Here is a 23,844-nt window from a genome sequence, read left to right as displayed (position 1 = left end):
TTAATGACGCTGGCCCAGCCAGTTCTCATCACACTGGCTGGGCAGTTAATGGCTAACTGAGTGACATCTGATGTTTGCTGATCAGATCGTTCATTGCCTCTTCAGCGCGTTGCTGAACATGATTGAAGCAATCTTCGTGGCTCATCGCCTCAACCACCTCATAGTAGCACTTGAGCTTTGGCTCAGTCCCTGACGGTCTCACTACAACCCGAGAATCATCGTCAAGGTGATAAATCAACACATCACTTGCAGGTAAATCAATGGCCTCTGTTGTGCCATCAGCATAAGTCCGTATCGACGTTTTTAAATCATCGGTCATGGCAACACCACGACCAGCAACATGGCTAGGCGGTGATGCTCGCAAGCTATCACCAACCGGCGGGGTTCCCGGTTGCAGAGCGATGCTGCGTTGAGCATTGATATACAAACCATGCTCCCGATAAATCGACTCAAGCTGCTCCCAAACCGTTTTCCCCTTCGAAGCCAACTCTGCTGCTAACTGGGCAAAAGCAACTAACGCAGACAGACCATCCTTGTCCCACACCACATTGCCCACGGTGTAGCCTAGCGCTTCCTCATAGGCAAACAAGAACTGGCTCTCCTCCGTCTGCTTTTCCATGGCAACGTTGGTTAGCCATTTGAAGCCAGTTAGTGTCTGGTAAAACGAGGCGTCAACCGACTCTGCAACCTTGTTGAGCAAAGTAGAAGAAACGATGGTCGTTCCCACCAAATTTTGAACCGGTGAGGCATGGGTCAACAAATAATGCCCCAACAATACACCCACTTGATCCCCCGTCAGCATTCGATAAGCCCCTTCTTCGGTTCGAACAGCAACCGCGAATCTATCCGCATCGGGATCATTGGCACAGGCCAAAGTCGCTTGGTGTTTTTCCGCCTCTGCGATCACCATATCCATCGCACCAGGCTCTTCCGGGTTAGGGAAATTAACGGTTGGGAATGAACCATCGGGTTCACGTTGCGCAGCAACACTATACACCTTGCCAAAGCCCGCATCGGCTAGCAATGACTCAGCCATTTCAGCGCCTACGCCATGCATCGCCGTGTATGCAAGGCTGAGCGCTTCAGGTTCATTATGGTTTGATAACAGCGGGCTATTATTTAGTGCTTTGCGGTATTCGGTATAGAAATCTCCGTTAAGCCAATGCAGGAGCCCTTCCCGTTCACCATCTTCAATGGAGTGCTTAGGAAGCGACTCAGAAGCCGCAATATCAATTTGCTCAGCAATACCAGAGTCATGAGGCGGGATAATTTGTGCACCATTGCCCCAATACACCTTGAAGCCATTATAGGCCGGCGGGTTATGGCTAGCAGTGACAACCACACCTGCCGCTGCATTCAAATGGCGGACACCAAAAGCAACCACTGGAGTCGGTGCCACTTTTTCAGTCAGGTAAACCTTAATACCCAACGAAGTCAGCATGGCGGCGGCATCACTGGCAAACTGGCGTGAGTCTGGACGACCGTCGTACCCAATCACCACCCCTTTCGCTGCCGAATGCTGATCTACCTGCAACAAGTACTTGCCCAGCCCCAACGCCGTTTCATGGATCACAAGGCGATTCATCCGATTCGGGCCTGCGCCGACAATCCCGCGCAGCCCTGCCGTACCAAACGCCAAGCGAGCAGAAAACCTATCTGCTAACTCTGTTTGGCGATTAGCATCAACTAATTGCTGCAACTCTTCACGTGTTACCGGATCAGGATCCCGTGCTAACCATGTTGAGATTTCTGGAGACATGTCGGTATTCCCTCTAACAAACCATTTGGGAAAGTATAGAGGGTGTGCCACAAGGAACAATTATCTCTGTCTCAAAATGCAGACTTATCGGTATCAAAAATAAGTCATTGGAATAGCTGAAAGAAGGGCCAACTATCAAGCAAAAAAAATCCAGCCCCTTTCGGAGCTGGATTTTCAAATCATCTGACTAGATTGTGAAATCTGCGTCGATTAGTCTTCGAAGCGAGGCTTACGGTCGCGACGAGGGGCACCATGGTTACGCTCACCACGGTAGCTGCCACGGTTGTCACCACCACGGTTACGATCGAAACGGCGCTCGCCGTCACGACGTGGGCGGTTACCATCACGGTTGCCATCGCGGTTGCCACGGTAGCCACCACGGTTACCATCACGGTTGCCATCACGGCCGCCACGACGGTGCTCACGCAGTACATCGTCAGCAACAACAACTGCTTTCGCTTCGTTCTGGCGAATACGTAGCTTCTTAAGCTGTGCAGCCACTTCGCTAGTCATCTTCTTAGGAAGCTGAACATAAGTGTGCTCTGGTGCAAGCTTGATAGCACCGATGAACTCTTTGCTTAGGCCAAGTTCGTTTGCGATTGCGCCAACGATATCTTTAACCTGAACACCTTGCTCACGGCCAACTTGAAGCTGGTAAGTATCCCAGTCAGCGTTGTTGTAGTTACGACGCTCACGACGTTCGCCACGCTCACCACCACGATCATCACGGCGGCGCTCACGACGCTGCTTGTCACGCTCGATAGCAGCGATCATTGGGTCTGGACCTTTGTAGAACAGAGGACGGTTACCCTGCTGGCGCTTAAGTAGCATTGCTGCAAGCGTTGACGCATCAACTTCGATAGTTTCTTGTAGCTTCTCTACAAGCTCAACGAAAGCTTCTAGGCTTGATTCTTCTTTCTGTGCTTCAAGCTCCTGACCTAGGCGGTTCAGGCGAGCTTCTGCAACAGTGTCACGTAGAGGAAGTTGGATTTCTTCCATACGAGACTTAGTCACTCGCTCGATAGTACGTAGCATGCGGATCTGGTTAGTACGAACCAATAGGATCGCTTTACCGTTACGACCAGCACGGCCAGTACGACCAATACGGTGGATGTATGACTCAACATCGAATGGGATGTCGTAGTTAAACACGTGTGTAATACGTGGAACATCAAGACCACGAGCGACAACGTCAGTTGCTACTAGGATATCGATAACACCCTTCTTGATGTGATCAACAGTACGCTCACGTAGAGACTGAGGGATATCACCGTGAAGAGCAGCAGCTTTAAAGCCACGTGCAGATAGCCAATCAGCTAGACGCTCGGTGTCCTGACGAGTACGTACGAATACGATAGACGCATCAGTATCTTCAGTTTCAAGAAGACGCATCATTGCTTCGTCTTTCTCTACGCCTTTAACAACCCAGAACTGCTGCTCAACCTGAGAAACAGTACGGTTTTCACCAGCAACGTCGATGCGCGCAGGTTCACGAAGGAAACGGTCAACGATTTCTTTAACCATTGGAGGCATAGTTGCAGAGAACAGAACACGCTGTGCTGTTTCTGGCGCTTGCTCCATGATCCAAGTAACGTCGTCAACAAAGCCCATTTTCAGCATTTCGTCTGCTTCATCAAGTACAAACGTGTGTACTTCATCAAGGTGTAGACGGTCACGCGTGATAAGGTCTTTAACACGGCCTGGAGTACCAACAACAATGTGGGCACCGCTCTTAAGGGCACGCATTTGATCTACGATAGATGCACCACCGTAAATCTCTAGAACTTTAAGGCCCTTAACGTTCTGACCAAGAGTCTTGATTTCAGCTGCAACCTGAATCGCTAGTTCGCGAGTCGGTGCCATAACAATAGCCTGTGGCTTGTGCTGGCCAAGATCTAGTTTGTTTAGTAGAGGCAGTGAGAATGCCGCTGTTTTACCTGTACCTGTCTGCGCTTTACCTAGTGCATCAGTACCAGTAAGAAGAAGAGGAATAGACGCCGCCTGGATAGGAGTCGGCGCAACGAAGCCCATTGAGTCTAGTGCGGATAGTAGTGTGTCGGCCAGGTCTAACTGGCGAAATTCTGTAACAGATTCTTGCATTGGGATCCCAATAAATGATCTAACGGAAACGGGGCCCCTACGGCTATAAAACGGTTCTGCAACAGCAACCACAAGCTTGGGCCTCGACTATAGAGGCGCGCATTGTGCGCCAATACAAGATAAAAAGCCAGAAAAAATTGAGCACTGTCACAAAATACCCCTCAAGCACCTATTATTTATACAAACAGGTTATTAAGGTCGCCCACTTCATGCCATTTATGTAGATTTTTAGTTTTCAACAATAGCCATTTTTCAATGTAAGGTACGATGCAAACAGCCTTTTAGACTGTCAACATATCGAAGTTCTTTATACAGGCTTGATTTCTTCCTGCTTTTTTAGCCTGGTACAAAGCCACATCTGCTTTATTCATTAATAGGCTAGCCTCTTGCCCATACACAGCCGTCAATTGTACCTGACGTTCGGTACTGCCTTTTTTATTACTATTGATGGTGTCTATCGGCAATTGCGCAGGCATCAAATAGCAGCCACCCGCTGTCAACGTTACCAAACCATATGGGCTTTTGGCATGGGCTAACTTCAGCGCTCTTGCTCCTGCCACCATACTATTTGCCAACGCTTCAAGTTGCTGCTGGCTACAACTAGGCAAGATACAAGCAAACTCCTCCCCGCCAAAACGTGACAAGACAGCCCCTTCATATTCTTCAGCAACGGTGTTTAGCATATTGGCAATTTGCTTTAGGCAATGATCCCCCTGCAGGTGGCCATAGTAGTCATTGAACGCCTTGAAGTGATCGATATCGAGCATAATCACCCCAACAGGCTTCTCCCCCTCCAGCGCCTCAGACCAGATCCTTTGATAAGACGCATCAAAAAAACGCCGATTTGATATTTGAGTGAGACCATCTTGCATCGACCAACGCTCCAACTTTTGGTTGGCAGCTTCTAAAGCAGCATTGGTGGATGTCAGCTCCAGCGTTCTTTGAGTCACCCTCTCTTCCAATTCATGGTTGAGCTGGCGCAGTTCTTCATATTGTTGGTGGATCACTATCTGTTGAGCTAGCGATGCGCCAAACAGTTTAAATATTTGCTTTACGTGTTCTGTGATGGGTTGGCGTTTGAGTAGGTTATCGGCAGCAATCCAGCCGATACAGCGGTCACCGTTCCACATTGCAATCATCGCGTTCCAGCCCGTACCCACTTGTTCAGTGCCGTAATATAGCGGGGCATTTTCTTTAACAACAACGTGATCTTTTCGGCTCAGTGCTTCATTGACCATTGGGTGATCGGGTACGGCACTGCAGAATGAACGCCTGCAAACTAGCTCTCCATCGGGATCGGTTCCGTAAGTCCCCCGCATTTCATTTTTCTCGAAGTCGATAAGAAAGACGGCCATACGATCAATATCGAGCTTTTCACGCCCCTGTTTGACTGCAGTTTTAAAGAGTTCATCATTGGTACTGACTTTCGACAAAGCCAAAGTTAACTCATGTAAATTTTTTAGCAGCCTCAGGTATTGGTTTAACGATGTATTACGTAAAGCAAGTTCCTCTTCTGCTGTTTGCCTGCTTTGGTGCTGCGAGTCCAGCTCTTTCAGCAACACCCGAGCACTGACATCAGACGCGATGACAGCAAAAAACTTTTCAACTTCCTTTATGCTTGCTTCAAAATACTCAGGCTTATTGGTTTCTGCATAAATGTAGCCCACTGTTCTATCGTGCATCACAATAGGCAAGACTAACTGGCACCATTCATCAGAATCGTCATACCAAATGGCTTTGTAGGGCTTTTTTACATACGTCCTAACAAACTGGCCACTGTCACGGGCAAACTGGATCACACCCAGTGGTACCCCGTTATATTCATCTAACCGTAGCGTTGGGGAGTAATATTGGAATTCATCTTCTACGCAACTGGCAATCACCATGATTTCACTACCCTGCTCAATCATGAAGGTCATATTGCTTAGGTGGAAATCATCCTTGAGTGCCGCTAATAGAGCTTGGCACCACTGTTTCATATTTGCCTGCCGAACAAGTTGATCCACTAACTTATCCAGCCCTCTATTCGCTTCTATTCCCATTAAAATACCTAGCCATGCTGTAATATCTCTTCAGCTCAACCTATGCCACATCGCTGAAATTTGCTTGCAACCTTTTGATATTCCACTTATATCTTATAAATTCACTAATAACTTCGCCTTTATTTGTGTATTGCTACCAATGTTATAAATTGCAGGACTGTTTGTTTATTTTTTCGCCATCAGGCTTGCCTATTTTGGTTTACAGCACAGGCAGGGAGTCAGTAAGACAATTTGATGACATTCCGTCTTACGCTTGGTTTTACGGGCTGAAAACTTTATAGTGTGGCTGTTAACCACCTGAGACCGGGCATAATGTTTCAAGATAATCCTTTATTAGCACAGCTTAAAAAACAAATTCAGGAAACACTTCCTAAAAAAGAAGGCAACATCAAAGCTACTGACCGTGGTTTTGGCTTTCTTGAAGTCGATAACAAAGAAAGTTTCTTCATTCCACCTAACTATATGAAAAACGTCATGCACGGAGACCGTGTGACAGCCGTTATTCGTACCGAGAAGGAACGTGAAGTTGCTGAACCACAGGAGCTGATCGAGCAGTTCATCACTCGTTTTATTGGCCGAGTGAAGCTGATCCGCGATCGACTGCATGTTGTTCCCGATCACCCGCAGCTGAAAGATGCCATTAAAGCTCGCCCTGTCAAAGGTCTGAACCCGGAGCTGCTTAAAGAAGGCGACTGGGTTGTTGCCAATATGACTCGCCACCCATTGGTCAGTGACAACAAGACTTTCTTTTGTGAAATCAAAGAAAAGATCACTGACAGCAATGACAAGATTGCGCCATGGTGGGTAACGCTTGCTCGCCACGACCTGCCAAATGCAGAACCTGCACCGCAGGAAAGCTGGTCGATGCTCGAAGAAGGCTTGGAGCGTGAAGATCTGACCGAGCTTCCTTTCATCACTATCGATGGTGAATCAACCAAAGATATGGATGACGCGATTTACACAGTTGCTAAGGAAGACGGTAGCTTTGAAATCACCATCGCCATTGCCGACCCAACGTCATACATCGAAGTGGGTGACAAGATGGACAAAGAAGCACGCGAGCGCGGCTTCACCATCTACCTGCCTGGCCGTAACATCCCAATGTTGCCTCGTGAACTGAGTGACGAACTTTGCTCGCTGCTAGAAGGCGAGAAGCGCCCAACACTTTGCTGCCGCGTAAGCATCGATAAAGACGGTGTTATCCAAGACGATATCCATTTCTTTGCTGCATGGATTAAGTCACAAGGCCGTTTGGCTTACGACAATGTGTCTGACCTGCTTGAAAACGGCGCATGCGAAAACTGGACGCCTAACGACACTATCCTGGAGCAGATCAAAGCGCTTCACGGCTTTGCCAACGCACGTAGCGCTTGGCGTGCCGCCAATGCAGTCGTATTCCCAGATCGCCCAGACTACCGCTTCGAACTGAGCGAAGACAATGACGTAGTTGCAATCCACACTGATCCGCGCCGCACTGCAAACCGCATGATCGAAGAAGCGATGATCACGGCCAACATCTGTGCTGGTCGTGCTCTACAAGAGAAATTCGGTTTCGGTGTTTACAACTACCACAACGGCTTCAATCCAGAAAAGCTGGATACTGCGATGGACTTCCTGACCAACGCCGAAGCACCATTTGAAAAAGAGCAACTGCTAACCCTTGACGGTTTCAGTGCGCTTCGCCGCTGGCTGAACGCCCAAGACTCGACTTACTTGGACAACCGCTTACGCAAGTTCCAGGCATACAGTGAAGTAGGCAACAAGCCAGCAGCTCACTACGCAATGGGCTTGGATGTCTACGCCACATGGACATCACCAATTCGTAAGTACGGCGATATGATCAATCACCGCCTTATTAAAGCGATAATCTCTGGCCAAGAGCCAAGCCAAACGCCGGATGACAGCGTGGGCGAAGAAATCGCGATGCACCGCCGTAGCCACCGCATGGCTGAGCGAGATGTTGCTGATTGGCTATACGTACGCCTACTGAAAGACGCAGTGAAAGAGGCAACGATATTTACTGCTGAGATCTTCGATATCAACCGTGCGGGTATGCGTGTTCGCCTGCTTGAGAATGGCGCTGCTGCTTTCATCCCAGCACCATTGATCCTTGATAACAAAGAGCGTATCGAGTGTAACGGTGAGCTAGGCATTGTGAATATCGACAAGGTTAAAGAATACCAGCTTGGTGATCAGCTTGAAGTGAACATTGCTGAGGTGCGCACTGCGACACGCCAGCTAGTTGCCAAGCCAGTCAAGCAGTTCCCGGCGCCAGAAGCAGAGAGCACGCCAGCTAAAGAATCCGCTGAAGCTTAATAAGCTCTCGATAAGCAACACTTAAGGGCCAGCGCTTGCTGGCCCTTTTTATATAATTACCACTATAAATACGAAGTACCACATTGCTCAGTGGTCTAACAATAAGTCAGCTATGAATAATCAAAAAATCGACAACGTACACCAGCAAGTCCAGCAATGGTTGGAAAATGTCGTCATCGGCCTAAACCTCTGCCCGTTTGCGGCAAAGCCTAACCGTAACCATCAAATTCAAATCTTTATCTCTGAAGCACAAGACGAGGAAGTTTTGCTTGAAGAGATCTATCAACAGCTCAAAAAACTAGACAGCACACCTGTTAATGAACTAGAAACAACCCTGGTTGTTACGCCTCATATGTTCGAGGACTTTGCTGACTACAACCAGTACCTTGACCTTGTCGACGCCTTATTATTCCAAATGGGCTACCAAGGCACTTACCAAGTGGCGAGCTTCCACCCAGACTACTGCTTCCACGGTACCCAACCTGATGATGCGGAAAATTTAACCAACCGCTCTCCGTACCCTGTTTTCCACCTGATCCGAGAAGACAGTATGGAAAAAGTACTGAAGCACTACCCAGATCCTGAAGGAATTCCTGAAAGGAACATTGAGTGCGTTGAGAGCTTAAACGATGAAGAAGTCGCCCGCTTGTTCCCGTTCTTGAAATAAACATCATAAAACTAGGCTGAGCCAATCAGCCTAGTCTTGCCTCATCACTTCACGTTCATAAAAAATTACAATCTCAGACTATTCTCAACCATTCATACGCCTATCAGAGAACTATAATGTAAATATGCAACAATAGTCATTTTTAGGTATATACTGAACCTTATCAATAATGAGAGCTGTGCTTTACTCGCTTGATAATAATGAACAACACCATGGAAGAGGTCGTAGTTATCATATAATGCAGCCAGTATCTATTTCCCTTTACCGAAATAGCTTCGTCCGGTTTGCGCTCCCCCTGATACTCGCTATCGGGTTACCCATAGGACTGCAGCAAGCTCCGCTTGATTTAGGCTCTTATGAGTCACTCTTGGAGAGGCCACCTTACATCCTAATGCCCGTAGTCATAGTGCTTGGCCAAATATTCAACCAGTACTGGATATCTGTCGCTGCCATTGTCATGGTTGCAAGCTACTATGCCATTGACACTCAGCTCATATCACCTTTAGCTGCCAATACGCCCAATGAATGTTATATCCTGCTGGCAATACTGCTTCCCCTCAACCTATCAATACTTCACCGATTACCTGAGCAGCGCTTACTTTCTCGGCCGTACGTAGGGTACTTGGTATTTTTCTTTAGCCAGTTGATGGCTTGCCATTACCACGTCAACAATGATACCGCCATCAATATTTCTCAATCATTGGAGCAATTTCAATTTACATTCCCTTTGATCTCACCACTGCCTGTCGTTTTCATCTTATTATTCATTGGCGCTATAACGATGAACTCATTACTCGTTCTCAAGAGCAACCAACCTCATGACCAGGCACTTTTCATTTGTACATTGTTCTCTGCAATCACTTTGTTTTTCGTCAATCTCCCTTTGATTGATTCAGTAGCCTATTCCCTTGTAGCCATTCTCTTGCTTGTCAATCTCATTAACCGTAGCCATGAACTCGCCTACATCGACCAACTCACAGGCATACCAGGAAGACGTTCACTTGATACTGAACTCAAACACCTAGGTCGGATCTATTCTATCGCAATGGTTGATATCGATTACTTCAAAAACTTTAATGATACTTATGGTCATAAGACAGGTGATGACGTGTTGCGCTTGGTTGCAAATATCCTTTCAAACCAGAGCAATGGTGCAAAAGTATACCGTTATGGAGGCGAGGAATTCACCATCATATTTAAAGGCAAACCCCAACAACACTGCCTAAGAGCGCTTGAACGGGTGAGAAAGCAGATAGCAAATTACCCTCTTGAGATCCACGGGTACCATTCACAAGCCGATGGTGCCGATGCTTCACCGTATAAAACCAATGTGACAGTCAGCATTGGCATTTCTGATAATCACCGTCTTTCAGACCCTGTGGCGGTTCTGAAAGCCGCGAATAAAGCCCTATACCAGGCCAAAGATGATGGTAGGAACCGTGTTTGTCAACGCTTGTTGTTCTGAGAAAGTGAAGTGAGATACAAAAAAACCCGAACAGGCATGTCGGGTTTTGGTTACTAAATAAACTTACTTTTTTGCAAAGGTAAGCCCAGCTATGCAGCAACGCCAATAGATATGTGAACTTAGCTTACCCTAACAGATCGGCGGCCAAACCAATGCTAGGCACTAAGCCCGGGAGTTGCTTGCCTAAGTGAAAACAAGCATGTTGTTATTATTTCTCGGGGTTATTTTTCATACCCCACTAGAATGATTCTATCAGTCATTCTCGAAATGTAAAACAATATAGAAGGCATAAATGCCTAAAATTCATCATTTATTCAATTTTATTCTTTTAACTAATTAGACAATAACAGAGAGAAAATTCGTTAGGAATATTTCATAAAATCATGGTGATAGATTTGAAATTTATTTTTATTTTATAAATAAAAAAGTGACCACTATGATGATCACTTTTATAAAAACGAGGCGAATTTACTTAGCTGACTCTTCCTTCATCTCTTTTTTCAGCTTAGTGCATTCATAAACAGGAATAGCGGTAACGCCCAATATCTTTCCTTCATACATACATATAATTTGTGGAGTGGTGACGGTACTCCCTCCACTATGACCGGTTGAAGAATTGGCAAAAGTAAATCCAGAAAAAGCAACCATCATCAGAACAAGCAGTTTTTTCATTACAAGCCTCCGCGTATTTAGGTTTATTCACAACGTAAACCAACTTCTAAAGCGTAGCATGTATTACATAGAGTAAAAGCAGCGTGCTACTTGTAGTGATTTATATCGTATCTCTCGTATTAATAATGAGAAACCACGTTTCACTTTATGGCATACCTATATTCATTTTAGGTATAAAAAAACCGGATACCTAAGCATCCGGTTGTACTCTTATAATAGGTTCTTTGTGGAGGTTACCCTTTCACACCACCAGCAGTCAGACCACCGACCAAGAACTTCTGCGCCAGTAGGAACACGGTCGTAATTGGAATCGCTGATAGTACCGCGGCCGCTGCAAAGTCACCCCATAGGTAGTTCTGCGGGTATAGGTACTGCTGCATACCAACGGCAAGGGTGTAGTTATTGACATCAGTCAATAGCAGTGACGCCACTGGTACTTCTGTTACTACCCCGATGAACGACAGGATAAAGACTACTGCAAGGATTGGCACAGAGAGTGGCAACAGTACTAAGCGGAATGCCTGCCACGGTGTTGCGCCATCCAATGCTGCCGCTTCTTCCAGCGAGCCATCAATCGTTTCAAAGTAGCCTTTGATTGTCCAAACGTGCAGGGCAATACCACCAAGGTAAGAGAAAATCAGGCCACCGTGCGTGTTGAGCCCCAAGAATGGGATGTACTGGCCCAAACGGTCAAACAAGGCGTACAACGCAACCAGAGCAAGTACCGCAGGGAACATCTGAAAAATCATCATCCCTTTCAAGATGGTGCTTTTACCTTTGAAGCGCATACGGGCGAACGCATAAGCACTGGTTGTTGAAAGTGCAACGATGATAATGGACGTAATACCTGCCACTTTCACTGTGTTCCATAGCCACAGTAGAACTGGGAATGGAGGAGGTGTCACGCTACCGTCGCTGTTCGTCACCGAGAAGCCTAGCGCTAGGCGCCAGTGATCTAGGGTTGGATTACTTGGAATTAACTCACCACCAGCAAAGTTACCTTCACGCAAGGAGATAGCAACAATCATCAGTAGCGGGAAAATCGTTGCCGCCAGGAACAAACACAATCCAATGTGTGTTGCCCATACCCGATATTTTAATGACTTAGGTTGAACCATTGGCATGACGTCTCTCCTTAGTCCTGCTCAAGCTTAGTGTTGGTAAATTTCAGGTTAAGTAGTGCCATACCACCTACCAAGATGAAGATAATTGTTGCGATTGCACCGGCTAGACCGAAGTCCTGGCCACCGCCACCTTCGAACGCGATGCGGTAGGTATAACTTACTAGCAAGTCTGTGTAACCCGCTGGCTCTGAGGTACCGACCATGTTCGGACCACCAGAGGTCAATAGCTGAATCATTACGAAGTTATTGAAGTTAAACGCGAAGCTTGCAATCAATAGCGGCGTTAGCGGTTTAATCAACATTGGTAGTGTAATGTTGAAGAAGTTCTGGATTGGGCCGGCACCATCAATGGCAGACGCTTCATACAAATCTTCAGGAATCGACTTCAACAGACCCATACATAGGATCATCATGTAAGGGAAACCAAGCCAGGTATTAACCAGAACAACCATCACTCGGGCCATAACAGGGTCTGAGAACCACGATGGCTTGATGCCGAACATGGCTTCAAGCAGCATGTTTATCTCACCAAAGCTCTGGTTAAACAAACCCTTGAAGATAAGGATTGAGATAAATGACGGTACTGCGTAAGGAAGGATAAGCAGCACGCGGTAGATACCACTGCCCTTTAACGGCTCCCACTGTACGATAACGGCCAGAATCATACCCAGAGCCAGTGTCAGAGCAACAGCTAGGAAAGCAAAGACAACTGTCCAGACGAAGATACCTAGGAAAGGTTCTTTGATGCCGTCATCTGTAAGCACGCGCTCAAAGTTTGCACCACCAACGCCGACAACAAATCCAGGCGAAATTGGTTTTTCGATGAACTTGCCATTGGCGTCAACAGGTTGGTAGAAGCCAATCTCATAGTTTGGCTTAAACAGCTGGTTCGTTTGATTGTTAAAGAGTGACTCACCGTCTTCTTGCAACGTGAAGAGTTCAGTCTCAGCGGCGAATTTACGTAGCCCACTCATGCGGATATGTTCACCGCTAGGCATTTCCAACTCAACCTTGTTCAGGTTAGAGCGGTTTTGCACGATAGTACGGATCACTTCTTTCTCGCCCTGAACAGCATCAACCTGGCGTAGGTTCATGTGATCTTCAGCAGGCGGGTTAGAAATATCGAACACGTCTGAGGCCAAAAGGTCACCATTGGATTTAATGATTAGCTGGTGACCGTTCTCAACCTTGTACAAATCGAAACCGTAGCTTTCCCCTGACAGGAACGAACGCTGTTGCAAAACGCTTTGCGCCCGCTCGAGAGACAACTGGTTGGAGGCGCTGTAGTTAGTAAAGGCCAACCCGACCGTATAAATCAGCGGGAAAATAACAAAAATAATCATCCCGGCGATACCAGGATAGATATAGCGATGGGCGTAGGTTTTCTTACTTCCGAAAATATAAAGAGCAAGAGCTGTGAGAACAACGGTAAGAAGCGCGAAGGGAATTTCACCCTGTGCATACATTAAGACAGTGGCATAACCGTTAACCGTACCAATCATGCCAAGAAGTGACCATTTCAGCCACTTACGATAATTTAATTTCGAACTTTCTTCCGGAGAATCTAAAAGTTCTGCACCTTGAACTGACTGCATCTCAGCTCCTTGCTAGCAAAATGACAAATAAAAATGGGGAGAGTTACCCCTCCCCGTAAAACGTATTACTTAAGGATGTGACCCGCTGCTGCGTCTAGAGCATCATCAACACTCTGGCGACCGTCAACAACGTTCTGGATGGCGTTACCTTGTGCGTACCAGAAAGCAGTCATCTGTGGAACGTTCGGCATGATTTCACCGTTCATTGCGTTGTCCATTGTCGCGGCAATGCGGGTGTCTTTATCAAGCTTCTGCTGGAAAGACTTAAGGGCTACTGCACCTAGAGGCTTGTCAGCGTCAACTTTCGCCAGACCTTCGTTAGTTAGTAGGTAGTTTTCAATAAACTCAACAGCCAAGTCTTTGTTAGGAGAAACTGCGCTGATGCCCGCGGTTAGTACACCAACAAAAGGTTTAGACGGGTTGCCGTTTAGTTTAGGAAGCAGAGTTACGCCGTAGTCGATGCCAGACTTCTCAATGTTGCCCCAAGACCATGGGCCATTGATTGTCATTGCAACAGTACCTTTGTTGAACTCGGCTTCAGAAATGCTGTAGTCCATGTCTGGAGAGATAACTTTCTTATCAACCAGTGACTTGATGAAGTTCATGCCGTACTTCGCACCAGAGTTGTTCACACCAACATCTTTAACGTCGTAGCCGTTCGCAGTGAACTTGAAGGCATAACCACCGTCAGCAGTTAGGATTGGCCATGTGAAGAACGGTTCTTTCAGGTTCCACATGATCGCTTTCTTGCCATCTTTTTGAAGCTTCTTGTCTAGCGCTTCAATGTCTTCCCAGTTCTTAGGTGGGTTTGGAACAAGATCCTTGTTGTAAATTAGAGAAAGAGCTTCTACAGCAACAGGGTAACCAACATATTTGCCGTCGTATGAAACCGCGTCCCAAGTGAAGTCGATGATTTTGTCTTTCATCTCTTGCGTTGGGTTGATTTCAGCAAGCAGACCAGCTTTCGCATAGCCACCGAAACGGTCGTGCGCCCAGAAAACAATATCAGGGCCATCGCCAGCCGCTGCTACCTGTGGGAAACGCTCTGCAAGGTTATCAGGGAAAGCGACAGTAACTTTTACGCCAGTGTCTTCTTCGAACTGTTTACCTACTTCTGCCAAGCCGTTGTAACCTTTGTCACCATTAATCCAAATGGTAAGTTGGCCTTCTTCAATTGCTGCATGTGCAGAAACTGAACCAAGAGCAGCAAGGGTACATAATGCGACTGTGCTGAGGACTTTCTTCATTATTAACATCCTTCATGATTGTTATTGGTTGTATTGCAGAAGCCTGTCTGCGATACAAATTTCAGTCTGTATCTTCCAACAGTATCAAGCACTCGGCATCATCCTGTGTCCTACGCCCCCACCCCCTATGTGTGAAAAGCGTGATCTCCGTCGTTTCGCTTAGTGATGCAGATCTAATAACGACGATTGATTGTGATACAGCGCACATACTATAGGGAATAAAACATACCTTCAGCCCTTACAATGACAAAGTGTGATCTAAGCACTCCTCCCCCCCTCATCCCCCTTTTTATTTATCAATAAGGAGGATGTTTCCTCACTAATCCTCAGCAAGAATACAACCATACCCACTGGGTAGTTGAAGACACTGTTCTTTTTCTTAGGTAATGCACTATTTGCACTAACCACTCTTTTTAAAGACGACAGCGCCATTTTATTTCTTGGGGAAGTAGATAATTTGGATTTGGTCAGGGTAGACGTCAATTCCCATAGAGAATGGCGCTCTACCCGATTTTTCTTCAATTACACTGAAAAATTCTTTACCCGCAAGGCCACGCGCGAATAAGATGAGGCCTTGCTGGCAACAACAACTTAGAGGAATAGGCTCGATGACGAGTGTTACTTTACGAAATGTATGTAAAGCATATGGAGATAACCTGATTTCCAAAAACGTTGATCTCGATATTGCTGAGGGTGAGTTCGTTGTCTTCGTAGGCCCATCAGGCTGTGGTAAATCAACACTTCTACGTTGTATCGCTGGCCTTGAAGACATTACTTCAGGTGATTTGTACATCGGTGAAGAGCGCATGAACGACGTCCCGCCGTCGGAGCGCGGCGTGGGCATGGTATTCCAGTCTTATGCACTTTACCCTCACCTTAACCTGTTCGATAACATGTCATTCGGCATGAAGCTGGCTAAAGCCGACAAGGACGAAACCAAGCGCCGCGTAGATCACGCAGCCGAAATTCTTCAGCTTGGTCACCTTTTAGAGCGTAAGCCTAAGGCACTTTCTGGCGGTCAGCGCCAGCGTGTGGCAATCGGCCGTACCTTGGTATCGCAACCTAACGTTTTCCTACTGGACGAACCGCTATCTAACCTTGATGCTGCACTGCGTGTACAAATGCGCATCGAGATCGCCAAGCTTCACAAGCAACTTGGTTGTACCATGATCTACGTAACTCACGATCAGGTTGAAGCGATGACCATGGCACAAAAAATTGTGGTGCTGGATGGTGGCTATGTTTCTCAGGTTGGTAAACCGCTAGAACTATACCACTACCCGCAAAACCGCTTCGTTGCTGGTTTCATTGGCTCACCGAAGATGAACTTCATGAGTGTCTTCATTGAGCAGGTTGAGGAAGACCGCGTGATGGTACAAATGGCGAACGGTAAAGCATTCTGGATCCCAGTTGACGGTACAACCGTCACCAAAGGCGACCGTATGTCTCTGGGTATTCGTCCTGAGCACCTTGTATCAGAAGGTGAAGGTGATGCAACCATCGAAGGTAAAGTTCAGGTCGTAGAGAAACTTGGCTACGAAACCCAAGCTTACCTTCGCCTTGAGCACATGGATGCTGATTTCATCTACCGCCGCCCAGATACCATCGACGTTGATGCAGGCGACTCGTTCAAAGTCGATATCCCAGCGCACCGCTGTCACCTGTTCCACAGCGATGGCAAAGCCTGCCGCCGCTTGTACAAAGAGCCAGGTGTATAAGAAAACGGGTTCCCCCTCGTATGATCAAGTGACTTGATATCACTTGAATCCAAGCAAGCGCTGTTGATTAAACCCAACAGCGCTTTTTTTATGCCCCGCCCTCGGAGTACCTATGCCGTTTACCCTAGACCCAACACAAAAAACCTATGACCCCGCACGGATGATTGTCCATGAGAATATGGATATCCCGCAACTAAACCGCCAGCGCCATGTTCGCGTTTATCTACCAACAGGCTACGAAAACACCACACACCGCTACCCTGTCATATACATGCATGACGGCCAGAACGTCTTTGAGCCCGAGCTATGCATTGCCGGTGCTAGCTGGCAAGTCGCTGAGCAGCTAGATGCGCTTCATGCCAACGGCGAATCAACAGGGTTCATTGTGGTCGCTATTGATTGCAGCCAACGCCGAGGCCACCTCGGCCGGCGGGATGAATACTCGCCCTGGGCATTCGCCCCACCCGCAGTACTGGCCAGCTGGGAGCAAGCAATTGAGCCGCAAGGTGGTGAAGGCGAAGCTTACTGCGATTTTATCGCCCAAACCCTCAAGCCTTTCATTGACCACCATTACCGAACCCAGCCAGAACGGACATCAACGACTATCGCTGGCAGCTCAATGGGAGGCTTTATCAGCCTCTATGCAGTGTTGAAATACCAAGATACCTTTTCCAAAGCTGGCGTGTTCTCACCAGCCTTCTGGTTCGCACCAAAGGCTATGAAAGCCTACCTCGAGCAAGCATCTATCGAGCATCCTATCGATATCTATATGGATATCGGCACCAATGAGACCAGTGACCCCTCTATTGAAGCATTCCCGGCACTTTACCATGACCTTGCCAAGGAGTTTGCGAGTATCCTGAGCACCAAATCACCCCAGGTAACTTGCCAGTTCAATGTTGATCATGGCGGTATTCACAGTGAAACGGCCTGGGCACGGCGTTTCATCAACCTAATTTGCCCAAGCTACCCTGCACCTTGAGGTAACTTGGGTATATATATTTAAAGCGAAAGTGATCCAAATCGCCCTTAGTGGAGTTAACAGGTGGAACAGGAGTAAAAGTGCTCCTACACTGAAAATGAAACGGCAAGTAGGTTGTACCACTTCTTTTCTTATGCAAGCACTGAACCGCGCATGTGTTTGCCTAAGTGGGTATGGCTTTCTAATGGAGGATCATGACATGAGCAGCCATGATAGGATCGAAGATATCGAACAACGCATCCACCTAGCGTATCAAGAGGGTAACTATCAAGAGGCAAAAGCCCTTGAAGCCAAAGTACAAAAGCTCAGAGGGCAACGGAATTTATATGATGACAACGAGCCCTACTCCCTAGAGGGGCGTACTTATATGGACTACGACTAATACTCATGCTGCTCCTTTAGCTGACTAACCGACGACCCAAAACAAAAGCGCTGCCCATTGGCAGCGCTTTCCTTTTCCCCGTAGAAACTAACTAAACTAGTCAGTCGCTTGAGCAAGGTTGGCATTTTCTACTTGCTGCTGCAGCACGTGCTGGCCCTGTAGTACTGGGAAAACCAATGAATGATCCGGTTTGGCAAAAGCAAGATCACCAATCACAGGGACAAAGCTTGGTTGAATTTGAGCAAGATCACGAACCTGACCATTCACAGCAACGGATGAATCAACTGGATCAAACTCGATCACTGCTGGTAGCTCGTTGGCCTCCAGCACAAGCTGATACTTCGCCTTATCAGATGCCATCAAGTGAAGTTCAAGCTGAACAGAACTACTTTCCTTATAAGCAAGCTCGAATCGCTGCAAGCCTTGAACAGTGCACTGGTAACCTACCGACAGGGCATTGAACTGCCCAAAACGAAGCTCGGCATCAAACTGCTGCCAGCTAGACGGCAAACATGGCGCCAAAACAACTTTCCCCGATAATAATTCTGGTTTGAAGCCAATGTAGTCCTGGTAACCATTACGGCTAAACTCCGATACTGACCACGCTTGGGCATAAGTACCTGTTGTGGTTAGCGCACCCTGCTCATTCAAAAATGCATCAAGGTTTTCACTCATAGTCCCACGGTGGCCTAGGTATAAGATCTGATCGGACAGGTTCTTGGTCAGCTGGTAGGCAAAATCGGCGTAGCCATATTCAATTAGACTTGAAACCGTGAAACCCGCATTCCACCCCCAAATGGTTCCATTATGGTAAGCAGCATCTTTGTGGTATTCCTCACGGTTGGCATGGTAAGGATGGAAGATCGGATCGTACTGTGACAGCGAAGTGATCCCCCAAGGGAACAGCAACTCACTCACGGCATTCTTCACTACCTTGGCACCAATCGCTTTGTCCAGCAGACCATTATCAAATGGCACGGTAACGGCCATCAGCTGGTTAGTTCGCACCTGAAGATCACGCTGATCATCACTATACAAACGATCAGCCAGTTTTTGCTGGCCTTGATCCCAGAACAACGCCTGGAAACTTTCACTTACCCGCTCAGCCATTTGCTGATAGCGCTCAACATTCTGCTTGTCATCTGTCAGCTTGGCCAGTTCAGCAGCGACCAACAGGCTGGTATACCAAAGCGCTTGGATATCGTTTGCACGGGTACCACGAGCCGACCAAGGCAGTTTGCCTTCAAGCTTGGCATCCATCCAGGTATCCGGATCACGGTGAGTCATCAGCCCATGAGCATCGAGATAATGCTTTTCGATACCTGCAATGTAGGTCTGTACCACCGGGTAGATAGCTTTGGCGTAGTCTTTATCGCCGCTATAGCGCAAGTAATCCCACACCTCACGTACCATCCATGGGGTACCGTCGGTCGTGTTGTAGATAATATTGGTTAGGCTGGTGACCCGGTTAGGAATGCGGCCATAATTCACATTGGTTTCATCAGCCAGCTGCATCGATGCGAAATTGTCGATAATGGTCTTGGCATCGTCAAAATCACCATTGACCAAGGTAATACCCGGTACAGCAATAAAGGAATCACGCCCCCAGCAGTCCTTGAACCATGGAAGGCCGGCCCAAATGCCCTTGCCAAACTCGGTCGAAACAAACACTTTGCCAGCAGCCTTCGCCCACATCAAAGCACGGTTGTATTCGCGATCGGATGTCCAGACATAGGAATGGGTCAGCATGTCGTAAACCTGCTGCAAGTGAACACTCACCCCATCCTGCTCGACCAATGTGCGAGCATGAGCAAGCGCTTCCGCTTCCGTTTCCGCAAAAGCCAGATACAGGGTCAGCTCTGTTTGAGGGGCTAATGACATTAGCAACGGCTTCACATGGTGGCCACTTAAGTGAACCTTGTCTTTAAGATCTGGCGTTTCGCCAAAAGTCGTTTCACTGAACGAAAAAGACTGGTCAGCACAAAGCGCAATAAACGATGGCGTACCTGCCTGGCGGAGCTCTTCTGAAAGTGCATACACCACCCCGCCATCAAATGCTGTCACTGATGAGCTGTCCATTGCGAGGTTTAGCTGGGGCGCTATCGCTAAGAGAGCTGGTTCAGCCGACTTAACCCTGATAGCAGCACTACGCTGGCGGCTTTGTTGCCCGGAAAACAACATGAAGGTCTCTTCGATATCTTTTCCAGTTCCAGTTTTAAAACTATGGGTCACTCCATACGGGTAGATACGCGCTTCTTTGGCGATGGTTTTGTCATTTAGCACGCCATCAACAAATGAGGCCATTGCACCAAGATACCAACCTTGCTTGTGGCGGTACTTACCTGCCGCAACGTAACCGTGGGTCACACCATCAAAGTAACCGTCGATGTTGTCCCCGAATACAAATGGGGCGCTCTGCTCAACAGCGATGGCAAGCTCATCAAACAGCAACTCAGGGCTAAGCACCTTATTACCTTTGCCTAGCACGTTCCCTTTCGCAGCTTTGACCGAGAAAGTAGCGTTGAACAATGCACGGTTCGGCTCGCTATCGAGGTTTTCGCCACCCGCCTCTATCACCATATCGACTTTCTCATCGGAAACAAAGACAGAGATTGTATATAAACCGGTATCTGGTGCCATAAAGGTAAGGTCGTTGCCGATCCCCTTGGCTGGGATAAGTGCCTGTGGCTGCTTCAACTCACAAGCCACCGCTTTGTATTTATCGGCTGCGAAGCTAAATGCCTCAGAGCCTTGTTGATCAGATATTTTGAAGTTATGAAGATCGGCAGAAAAGCAAACTACAGCTTGGTAACAGCCATCACCAATATATGCCATTGGTGTGTCGTCACCCCAGCCATTGAATGTCCCTTTAACGTATAACTGCTCTGCAAAAGGCGCTCGTTCAATTGTGCTCACGTGTATTCCTTGGGTCATCGTAAATGACAAAAAAGCGCAGACTCATCAAAGATGAGCTGCGCATAATGTTGTGTCTATTGGTTTTCAGACATGTATATCGGGTTAAATTAACGGATCTGAGAAGCTGCCGTATCCAATGCTTCCTGAACAGTCTGACGACCTAGAAGCGCATTCTCGATTGCGGCACCTTCAGCGAACCAGTAAGCCGTCATTTCAGGGATGTTCGGCATGATTTCACCGTTTTCGGCGTTGGTCATTGTTGCTGCAATACGGCTATCTTTAGAAAGCTCCTGCTGGAAAGATTTCAACGTCACAGCGCCCAGTGGTTTGTCATCGTTCACTTTCGCCAGACCTTCATCTGTGATCAGGTAATTCTCTAGGAACTCAACTGCCAAGTCAGTATTTGGGCTAGCTGAGTTAATACCCGCACTCAATACACCAACGAATGGGTTAGATTTACCGCCGTCAAGGGTTGGGAATACTGCAACACCGTAGTTGATATTTGACTTCTCAAGGTTGCCCCAAGACCAAGGACCATTGATGGTCATTGCCACGTTACCTTTGTTGAACTCAGATTCTGATACTGCGTAGTCCATATCCGCTGACACAACACCTTTCTTGGACAGATCGACCAAGAAGCTCAAGCCAGCCACACCCGCTTCGTTGTTGATACCGATTTGCTTGCCGTCAAAACCGGTTTCGGTTTTCTTAAAGGCATAACCGCCGTTTGCGGAGATCATCGGCCAAGTAAAGTATGCATTCTTCACATCCCACATGATGGCTTTCTTGCCCTTGGCCGCCATCTGCTTTTCAATCGCGTATAGTTCTTCCCAAGTCTTCGGTGGCTCAGGAAGTAGGTCTTTGTTGTAAATAAGTGAAGGTGATTCTAGTGCGATAGGGTAGCCCACCAACTTGCCTTCGTATGTCACCGCATCCCAGCTAAAGTCAACCAGCTTGTCTTTGAATTCTTGCGACGGTTTGATTTCTGTCAGCAGGCCTGATTTGGCGTAACCGCCAAAGCGGTCATGGGCCCAGAAGATGATGTCAGGACCGCCGCCTGTAGGCGCGACTTGCTGGAACTTGGCTTCCAGTGATTCAGGGTACTGAACATTCACTTTCACCCCAGTGTCTTCTTCAAACTGGCGGCCAACTTCAGCTAGGCCTTCGTAGCCTTTGTCGCCGTTGATCCAAATAAGAATTTCACCTTCCTGCATGGCAGAGGCCGCCATCGGAAAAGTAAGAGCAGCAGTCAGAGAGCACAGAGCGAACGATTTCATCACACGTTTCATAGTTGTTTCCAAATTATTTTTATTCGACCCGAGCATTTTCCTCCTCCCACTCGAGATGAGCATCATCCCCCTCGCCTACGCCCCCCTATACTTAACTCAACACTGTGAAACTGAACACATTTTGTAGATATTCATATCTTAAGGTAGCGGAGTTAGTCGCAGAGGAAAGATAGAGAGATCCATAAAAAAACAGCCACAAGAACTGTGGCTGTTTATTTGAGGAGAGTCAGGAGTCGATTACTTATCCACTAACCCCAACTTGTTCGATAAGGGTTCGATAGCCCAGCCTTGCAACACGACTGAGATAAGCACAATAAAGAACACCATATGCACCATTTCTTGCGAGCCTGCAACGCCCGCAGAGGCAGGGATCAAGGCAAAGACAATCGGCGTTGCCCCTTTTAGGCCAATGGCTGAAATGAACAATTTCTTTTTGAACGATACGCCCCTGAATGGCAGGTAGCTCAGGAATACGGCTAATGGCCTTGCAATGAAAATCAGCGCAATGGCAGGTAATATCGCAGACCAAACATCCCCGAATAGCTCGCTCGGGAAGAACTGCAAACCAAGGATAATAAACATCAGTGCCTGTGCCAGCCAAGATAAACTATTAAAGAAGTGCTTACTGACTTCGCGGCCACGCTTGAGCTCATTGCCGATAAACACACCCGCAACATAAGAAGACACTAGAATATTCCCGCCCAGCAAATCACTACCGTAAGCCGCAATGAAGAAACAGGCCAAGATAAAGACAGGGATCAAGCCGTATTCTTCAAGTTTGATTTTGTTCAGTAGCCATACACAGCACCAACCTATCAAATAACCCGCACCGAGGCCGACGATGATTTGCTGTACAAGTTCAATGCCAATCGATATACCGCTAATTTGTTGGTTAGTATTGACCAACATTTCGGTAAGAATTGCCACCAGCAACAATGCCACCGGGTCATTGGTGGCTGATTCAAACTCCAAGATAGTATCGGTGGACTCTTTCAGTTTGAGTTTCTTCGATTCAAGGATTGAAAATACCGCAGCGGCATCGGTCGATGAGACGACGGCAGCAAACAGTAAACAAGTTAAGATATTAAAATCAGTAATATAGTAAAGTAACCCACCAAAAATGGCGGTGGTAAACAACACCCCAACGGTTGAAAGCACCCCGCCTTCTTTGTAAGCCACTTTGATGCTGGCCTTAGAAGTATTCAAGCCGCCGACAAATACAATGACATTCAAGGCTAGCGAGCCAATAAATGAAGTCAAAGCCAAATCGTCATAAACAAAATTAAATTCACCATTACCAAACAGCAGGCCGACACCAATAAAAATAAGCAAAGAAGGCAAACCCAGTGTTTTCGATGGTTGATGAAGCAGGATCCCGATGGCAATCAACGCCGCCATCCCTAGCATAATTAATTCTGTACTCAATAGACTTCTCCCAACAACACGGATAAATAACAATCTGGTAACTCAAATTGTACCATGCGCCCTGTTGCTTTGAGGCTAATGTTTGCTGACAGATTGAAATTATTAGCTAATTTCATGTAACTAAACATTACATTTTTTTGTGATC

At 47.2% G+C, this 23,844-nt stretch carries 16 protein-coding genes; 6 read left to right on the top strand and 10 right to left on the bottom strand.

What is annotated here, in order from left to right:
- Positions 1-52: 52 nt before the first annotated feature.
- From ACXAGQ_RS15570 to ACXAGQ_RS15560, 3 genes are all read right to left on the bottom strand, one after another.
- The gene (locus tag ACXAGQ_RS15570) at positions 53-1,759 is read right to left on the bottom strand and encodes a phospho-sugar mutase (RefSeq protein ID WP_475255051.1); all 1,707 of its coding nucleotides are present in this window, start codon (positions 1,757-1,759) and stop codon (positions 53-55) included.
- A gap of 210 nt (positions 1,760-1,969) precedes the next feature.
- Positions 1,970-3,859 carry a DEAD/DEAH box helicase gene (locus ACXAGQ_RS15565; RefSeq protein ID WP_475255049.1) on the bottom strand — a complete coding sequence of 630 codons (1,890 nt, stop codon included), beginning with the start codon at positions 3,857-3,859 and terminating at the stop codon, positions 1,970-1,972.
- 281 nt (positions 3,860-4,140) lie between these two features.
- Positions 4,141-5,838, bottom strand: a complete 1,698-nt coding sequence (locus ACXAGQ_RS15560) for a sensor domain-containing diguanylate cyclase (protein WP_475255048.1) — start codon at positions 5,836-5,838, stop codon at positions 4,141-4,143.
- A 375-nt stretch (positions 5,839-6,213) separates the two neighbouring features.
- Between ACXAGQ_RS15560 and ACXAGQ_RS15555 the strand changes: the two genes are divergently transcribed.
- The 3 genes from ACXAGQ_RS15555 (at position 6,214) to ACXAGQ_RS15545 (ending at position 10,349) form a co-directional block, all read left to right on the top strand.
- The gene (locus ACXAGQ_RS15555; RefSeq protein WP_475255047.1) at positions 6,214-8,217 is read left to right on the top strand and encodes an exoribonuclease II; all 2,004 of its coding nucleotides are present in this window, start codon (positions 6,214-6,216) and stop codon (positions 8,215-8,217) included.
- Between the two features lie 112 nt (positions 8,218-8,329).
- Entirely contained in the window at positions 8,330-8,884 is a 555-nt protein-coding gene (locus ACXAGQ_RS15550) for a DUF1415 domain-containing protein (protein WP_475255046.1), read from the top strand.
- Between the two features lie 457 nt (positions 8,885-9,341).
- Positions 9,342-10,349 carry a GGDEF domain-containing protein gene (locus ACXAGQ_RS15545; RefSeq protein ID WP_475255044.1) on the top strand — a complete coding sequence of 336 codons (1,008 nt, stop codon included), beginning with the start codon at positions 9,342-9,344 and terminating at the stop codon, positions 10,347-10,349.
- A gap of 468 nt (positions 10,350-10,817) precedes the next feature.
- On the opposite strand, the gene ACXAGQ_RS15540 is transcribed toward ACXAGQ_RS15545, so the two are convergent.
- From ACXAGQ_RS15540 to malE (ACXAGQ_RS15525), 4 genes are all read right to left on the bottom strand, one after another.
- A complete protein-coding gene (locus ACXAGQ_RS15540; RefSeq protein ID WP_475255043.1) occupies positions 10,818-11,021 on the bottom strand; it encodes a hypothetical protein in 204 nt (67 codons plus the stop codon).
- A gap of 233 nt (positions 11,022-11,254) precedes the next feature.
- The gene (gene malG, locus ACXAGQ_RS15535; protein WP_475255042.1) at positions 11,255-12,145 is read right to left on the bottom strand and encodes a maltose ABC transporter permease MalG; all 891 of its coding nucleotides are present in this window, start codon (positions 12,143-12,145) and stop codon (positions 11,255-11,257) included.
- 11 nt (positions 12,146-12,156) lie between these two features.
- Positions 12,157-13,740, bottom strand: coding sequence for a maltose ABC transporter permease MalF (malF, locus tag ACXAGQ_RS15530; protein WP_475255041.1), 1,584 nt, complete (start codon positions 13,738-13,740; stop codon positions 12,157-12,159).
- Between the two features lie 65 nt (positions 13,741-13,805).
- On the bottom strand, positions 13,806-14,987 hold the full coding sequence (gene malE, locus ACXAGQ_RS15525) for a maltose/maltodextrin ABC transporter substrate-binding protein MalE (RefSeq protein WP_475255039.1): 1,182 nt from the start codon (positions 14,985-14,987) through the stop codon (positions 13,806-13,808).
- A 608-nt stretch (positions 14,988-15,595) separates the two neighbouring features.
- Between malE (ACXAGQ_RS15525) and malK the strand changes: the two genes are divergently transcribed.
- The 3 genes from malK to ACXAGQ_RS15510 all read left to right on the top strand — a co-directional run bounded on the left by malK (position 15,596) and on the right by ACXAGQ_RS15510 (position 18,069).
- Positions 15,596-16,705 (top strand): maltose/maltodextrin ABC transporter ATP-binding protein MalK, encoded by a 1,110-nt coding sequence (gene malK, locus ACXAGQ_RS15520; RefSeq protein ID WP_475255037.1) that lies wholly within the window; start codon positions 15,596-15,598, stop codon positions 16,703-16,705.
- A gap of 112 nt (positions 16,706-16,817) precedes the next feature.
- Complete coding sequence (locus ACXAGQ_RS15515) at positions 16,818-17,687, top strand: alpha/beta hydrolase (protein WP_475255036.1); 870 nt, start codon at positions 16,818-16,820, stop codon at positions 17,685-17,687.
- A 199-nt stretch (positions 17,688-17,886) separates the two neighbouring features.
- Positions 17,887-18,069, top strand: a complete 183-nt coding sequence (locus tag ACXAGQ_RS15510; protein ID WP_107297079.1) for a hypothetical protein — start codon at positions 17,887-17,889, stop codon at positions 18,067-18,069.
- A 96-nt stretch (positions 18,070-18,165) separates the two neighbouring features.
- On the opposite strand, the gene ACXAGQ_RS15505 is transcribed toward ACXAGQ_RS15510, so the two are convergent.
- The 3 genes from ACXAGQ_RS15505 to ACXAGQ_RS15495 all read right to left on the bottom strand — a co-directional run bounded on the left by ACXAGQ_RS15505 (position 18,166) and on the right by ACXAGQ_RS15495 (position 23,699).
- Positions 18,166-20,985, bottom strand: a complete 2,820-nt coding sequence (locus ACXAGQ_RS15505; protein ID WP_475255035.1) for an amylo-alpha-1,6-glucosidase — start codon at positions 20,983-20,985, stop codon at positions 18,166-18,168.
- Between the two features lie 107 nt (positions 20,986-21,092).
- On the bottom strand, positions 21,093-22,274 hold the full coding sequence (gene malE, locus ACXAGQ_RS15500) for a maltose/maltodextrin ABC transporter substrate-binding protein MalE (protein ID WP_475255034.1): 1,182 nt from the start codon (positions 22,272-22,274) through the stop codon (positions 21,093-21,095).
- 237 nt (positions 22,275-22,511) lie between these two features.
- The gene (locus ACXAGQ_RS15495; protein ID WP_475255033.1) at positions 22,512-23,699 is read right to left on the bottom strand and encodes a potassium/proton antiporter; all 1,188 of its coding nucleotides are present in this window, start codon (positions 23,697-23,699) and stop codon (positions 22,512-22,514) included.
- Positions 23,700-23,844: the final 145 nt, after the last annotated feature.

It is taken from the genome of Photobacterium sp. ABD4_091 (genome assembly GCF_056160145.1).
Note: the sequence above shows the minus strand (reverse complement) of the source record. Positions and strands in the feature narration are given on the sequence as shown.

What these genes read in the sequence shown, in the direction of transcription:
- ACXAGQ_RS15570 (WP_475255051.1), bottom strand. Translation starts at nt 1,759, where the DNA reads ATGTCTCCAGAAATCTCAACATGGTTAGCACGGGATCCTGATCCGGTA.
- ACXAGQ_RS15565 (WP_475255049.1), bottom strand. Translation starts at nt 3,859, where the DNA reads ATGCAAGAATCTGTTACAGAATTTCGCCAGTTAGACCTGGCCGACACA.
- ACXAGQ_RS15560 (WP_475255048.1), bottom strand. Translation starts at nt 5,838, where the DNA reads ATGAAACAGTGGTGCCAAGCTCTATTAGCGGCACTCAAGGATGATTTC.
- ACXAGQ_RS15555 (WP_475255047.1), top strand. Translation starts at nt 6,214, where the DNA reads ATGTTTCAAGATAATCCTTTATTAGCACAGCTTAAAAAACAAATTCAG.
- ACXAGQ_RS15550 (WP_475255046.1), top strand. Translation starts at nt 8,330, where the DNA reads ATGAATAATCAAAAAATCGACAACGTACACCAGCAAGTCCAGCAATGG.
- ACXAGQ_RS15545 (WP_475255044.1), top strand. Translation starts at nt 9,342, where the DNA reads ATGGTTGCAAGCTACTATGCCATTGACACTCAGCTCATATCACCTTTA.
- ACXAGQ_RS15540 (WP_475255043.1), bottom strand. Translation starts at nt 11,021, where the DNA reads ATGAAAAAACTGCTTGTTCTGATGATGGTTGCTTTTTCTGGATTTACT.
- malG (WP_475255042.1), bottom strand. Translation starts at nt 12,145, where the DNA reads ATGCCAATGGTTCAACCTAAGTCATTAAAATATCGGGTATGGGCAACA.
- malF (WP_475255041.1), bottom strand. Translation starts at nt 13,740, where the DNA reads ATGCAGTCAGTTCAAGGTGCAGAACTTTTAGATTCTCCGGAAGAAAGT.
- malE (WP_475255039.1), bottom strand. Translation starts at nt 14,987, where the DNA reads ATGAAGAAAGTCCTCAGCACAGTCGCATTATGTACCCTTGCTGCTCTT.
- malK (WP_475255037.1), top strand. Translation starts at nt 15,596, where the DNA reads ATGACGAGTGTTACTTTACGAAATGTATGTAAAGCATATGGAGATAAC.
- ACXAGQ_RS15515 (WP_475255036.1), top strand. Translation starts at nt 16,818, where the DNA reads ATGCCGTTTACCCTAGACCCAACACAAAAAACCTATGACCCCGCACGG.
- ACXAGQ_RS15510 (WP_107297079.1), top strand. Translation starts at nt 17,887, where the DNA reads ATGAGCAGCCATGATAGGATCGAAGATATCGAACAACGCATCCACCTA.
- malE (WP_475255034.1), bottom strand. Translation starts at nt 22,274, where the DNA reads ATGAAACGTGTGATGAAATCGTTCGCTCTGTGCTCTCTGACTGCTGCT.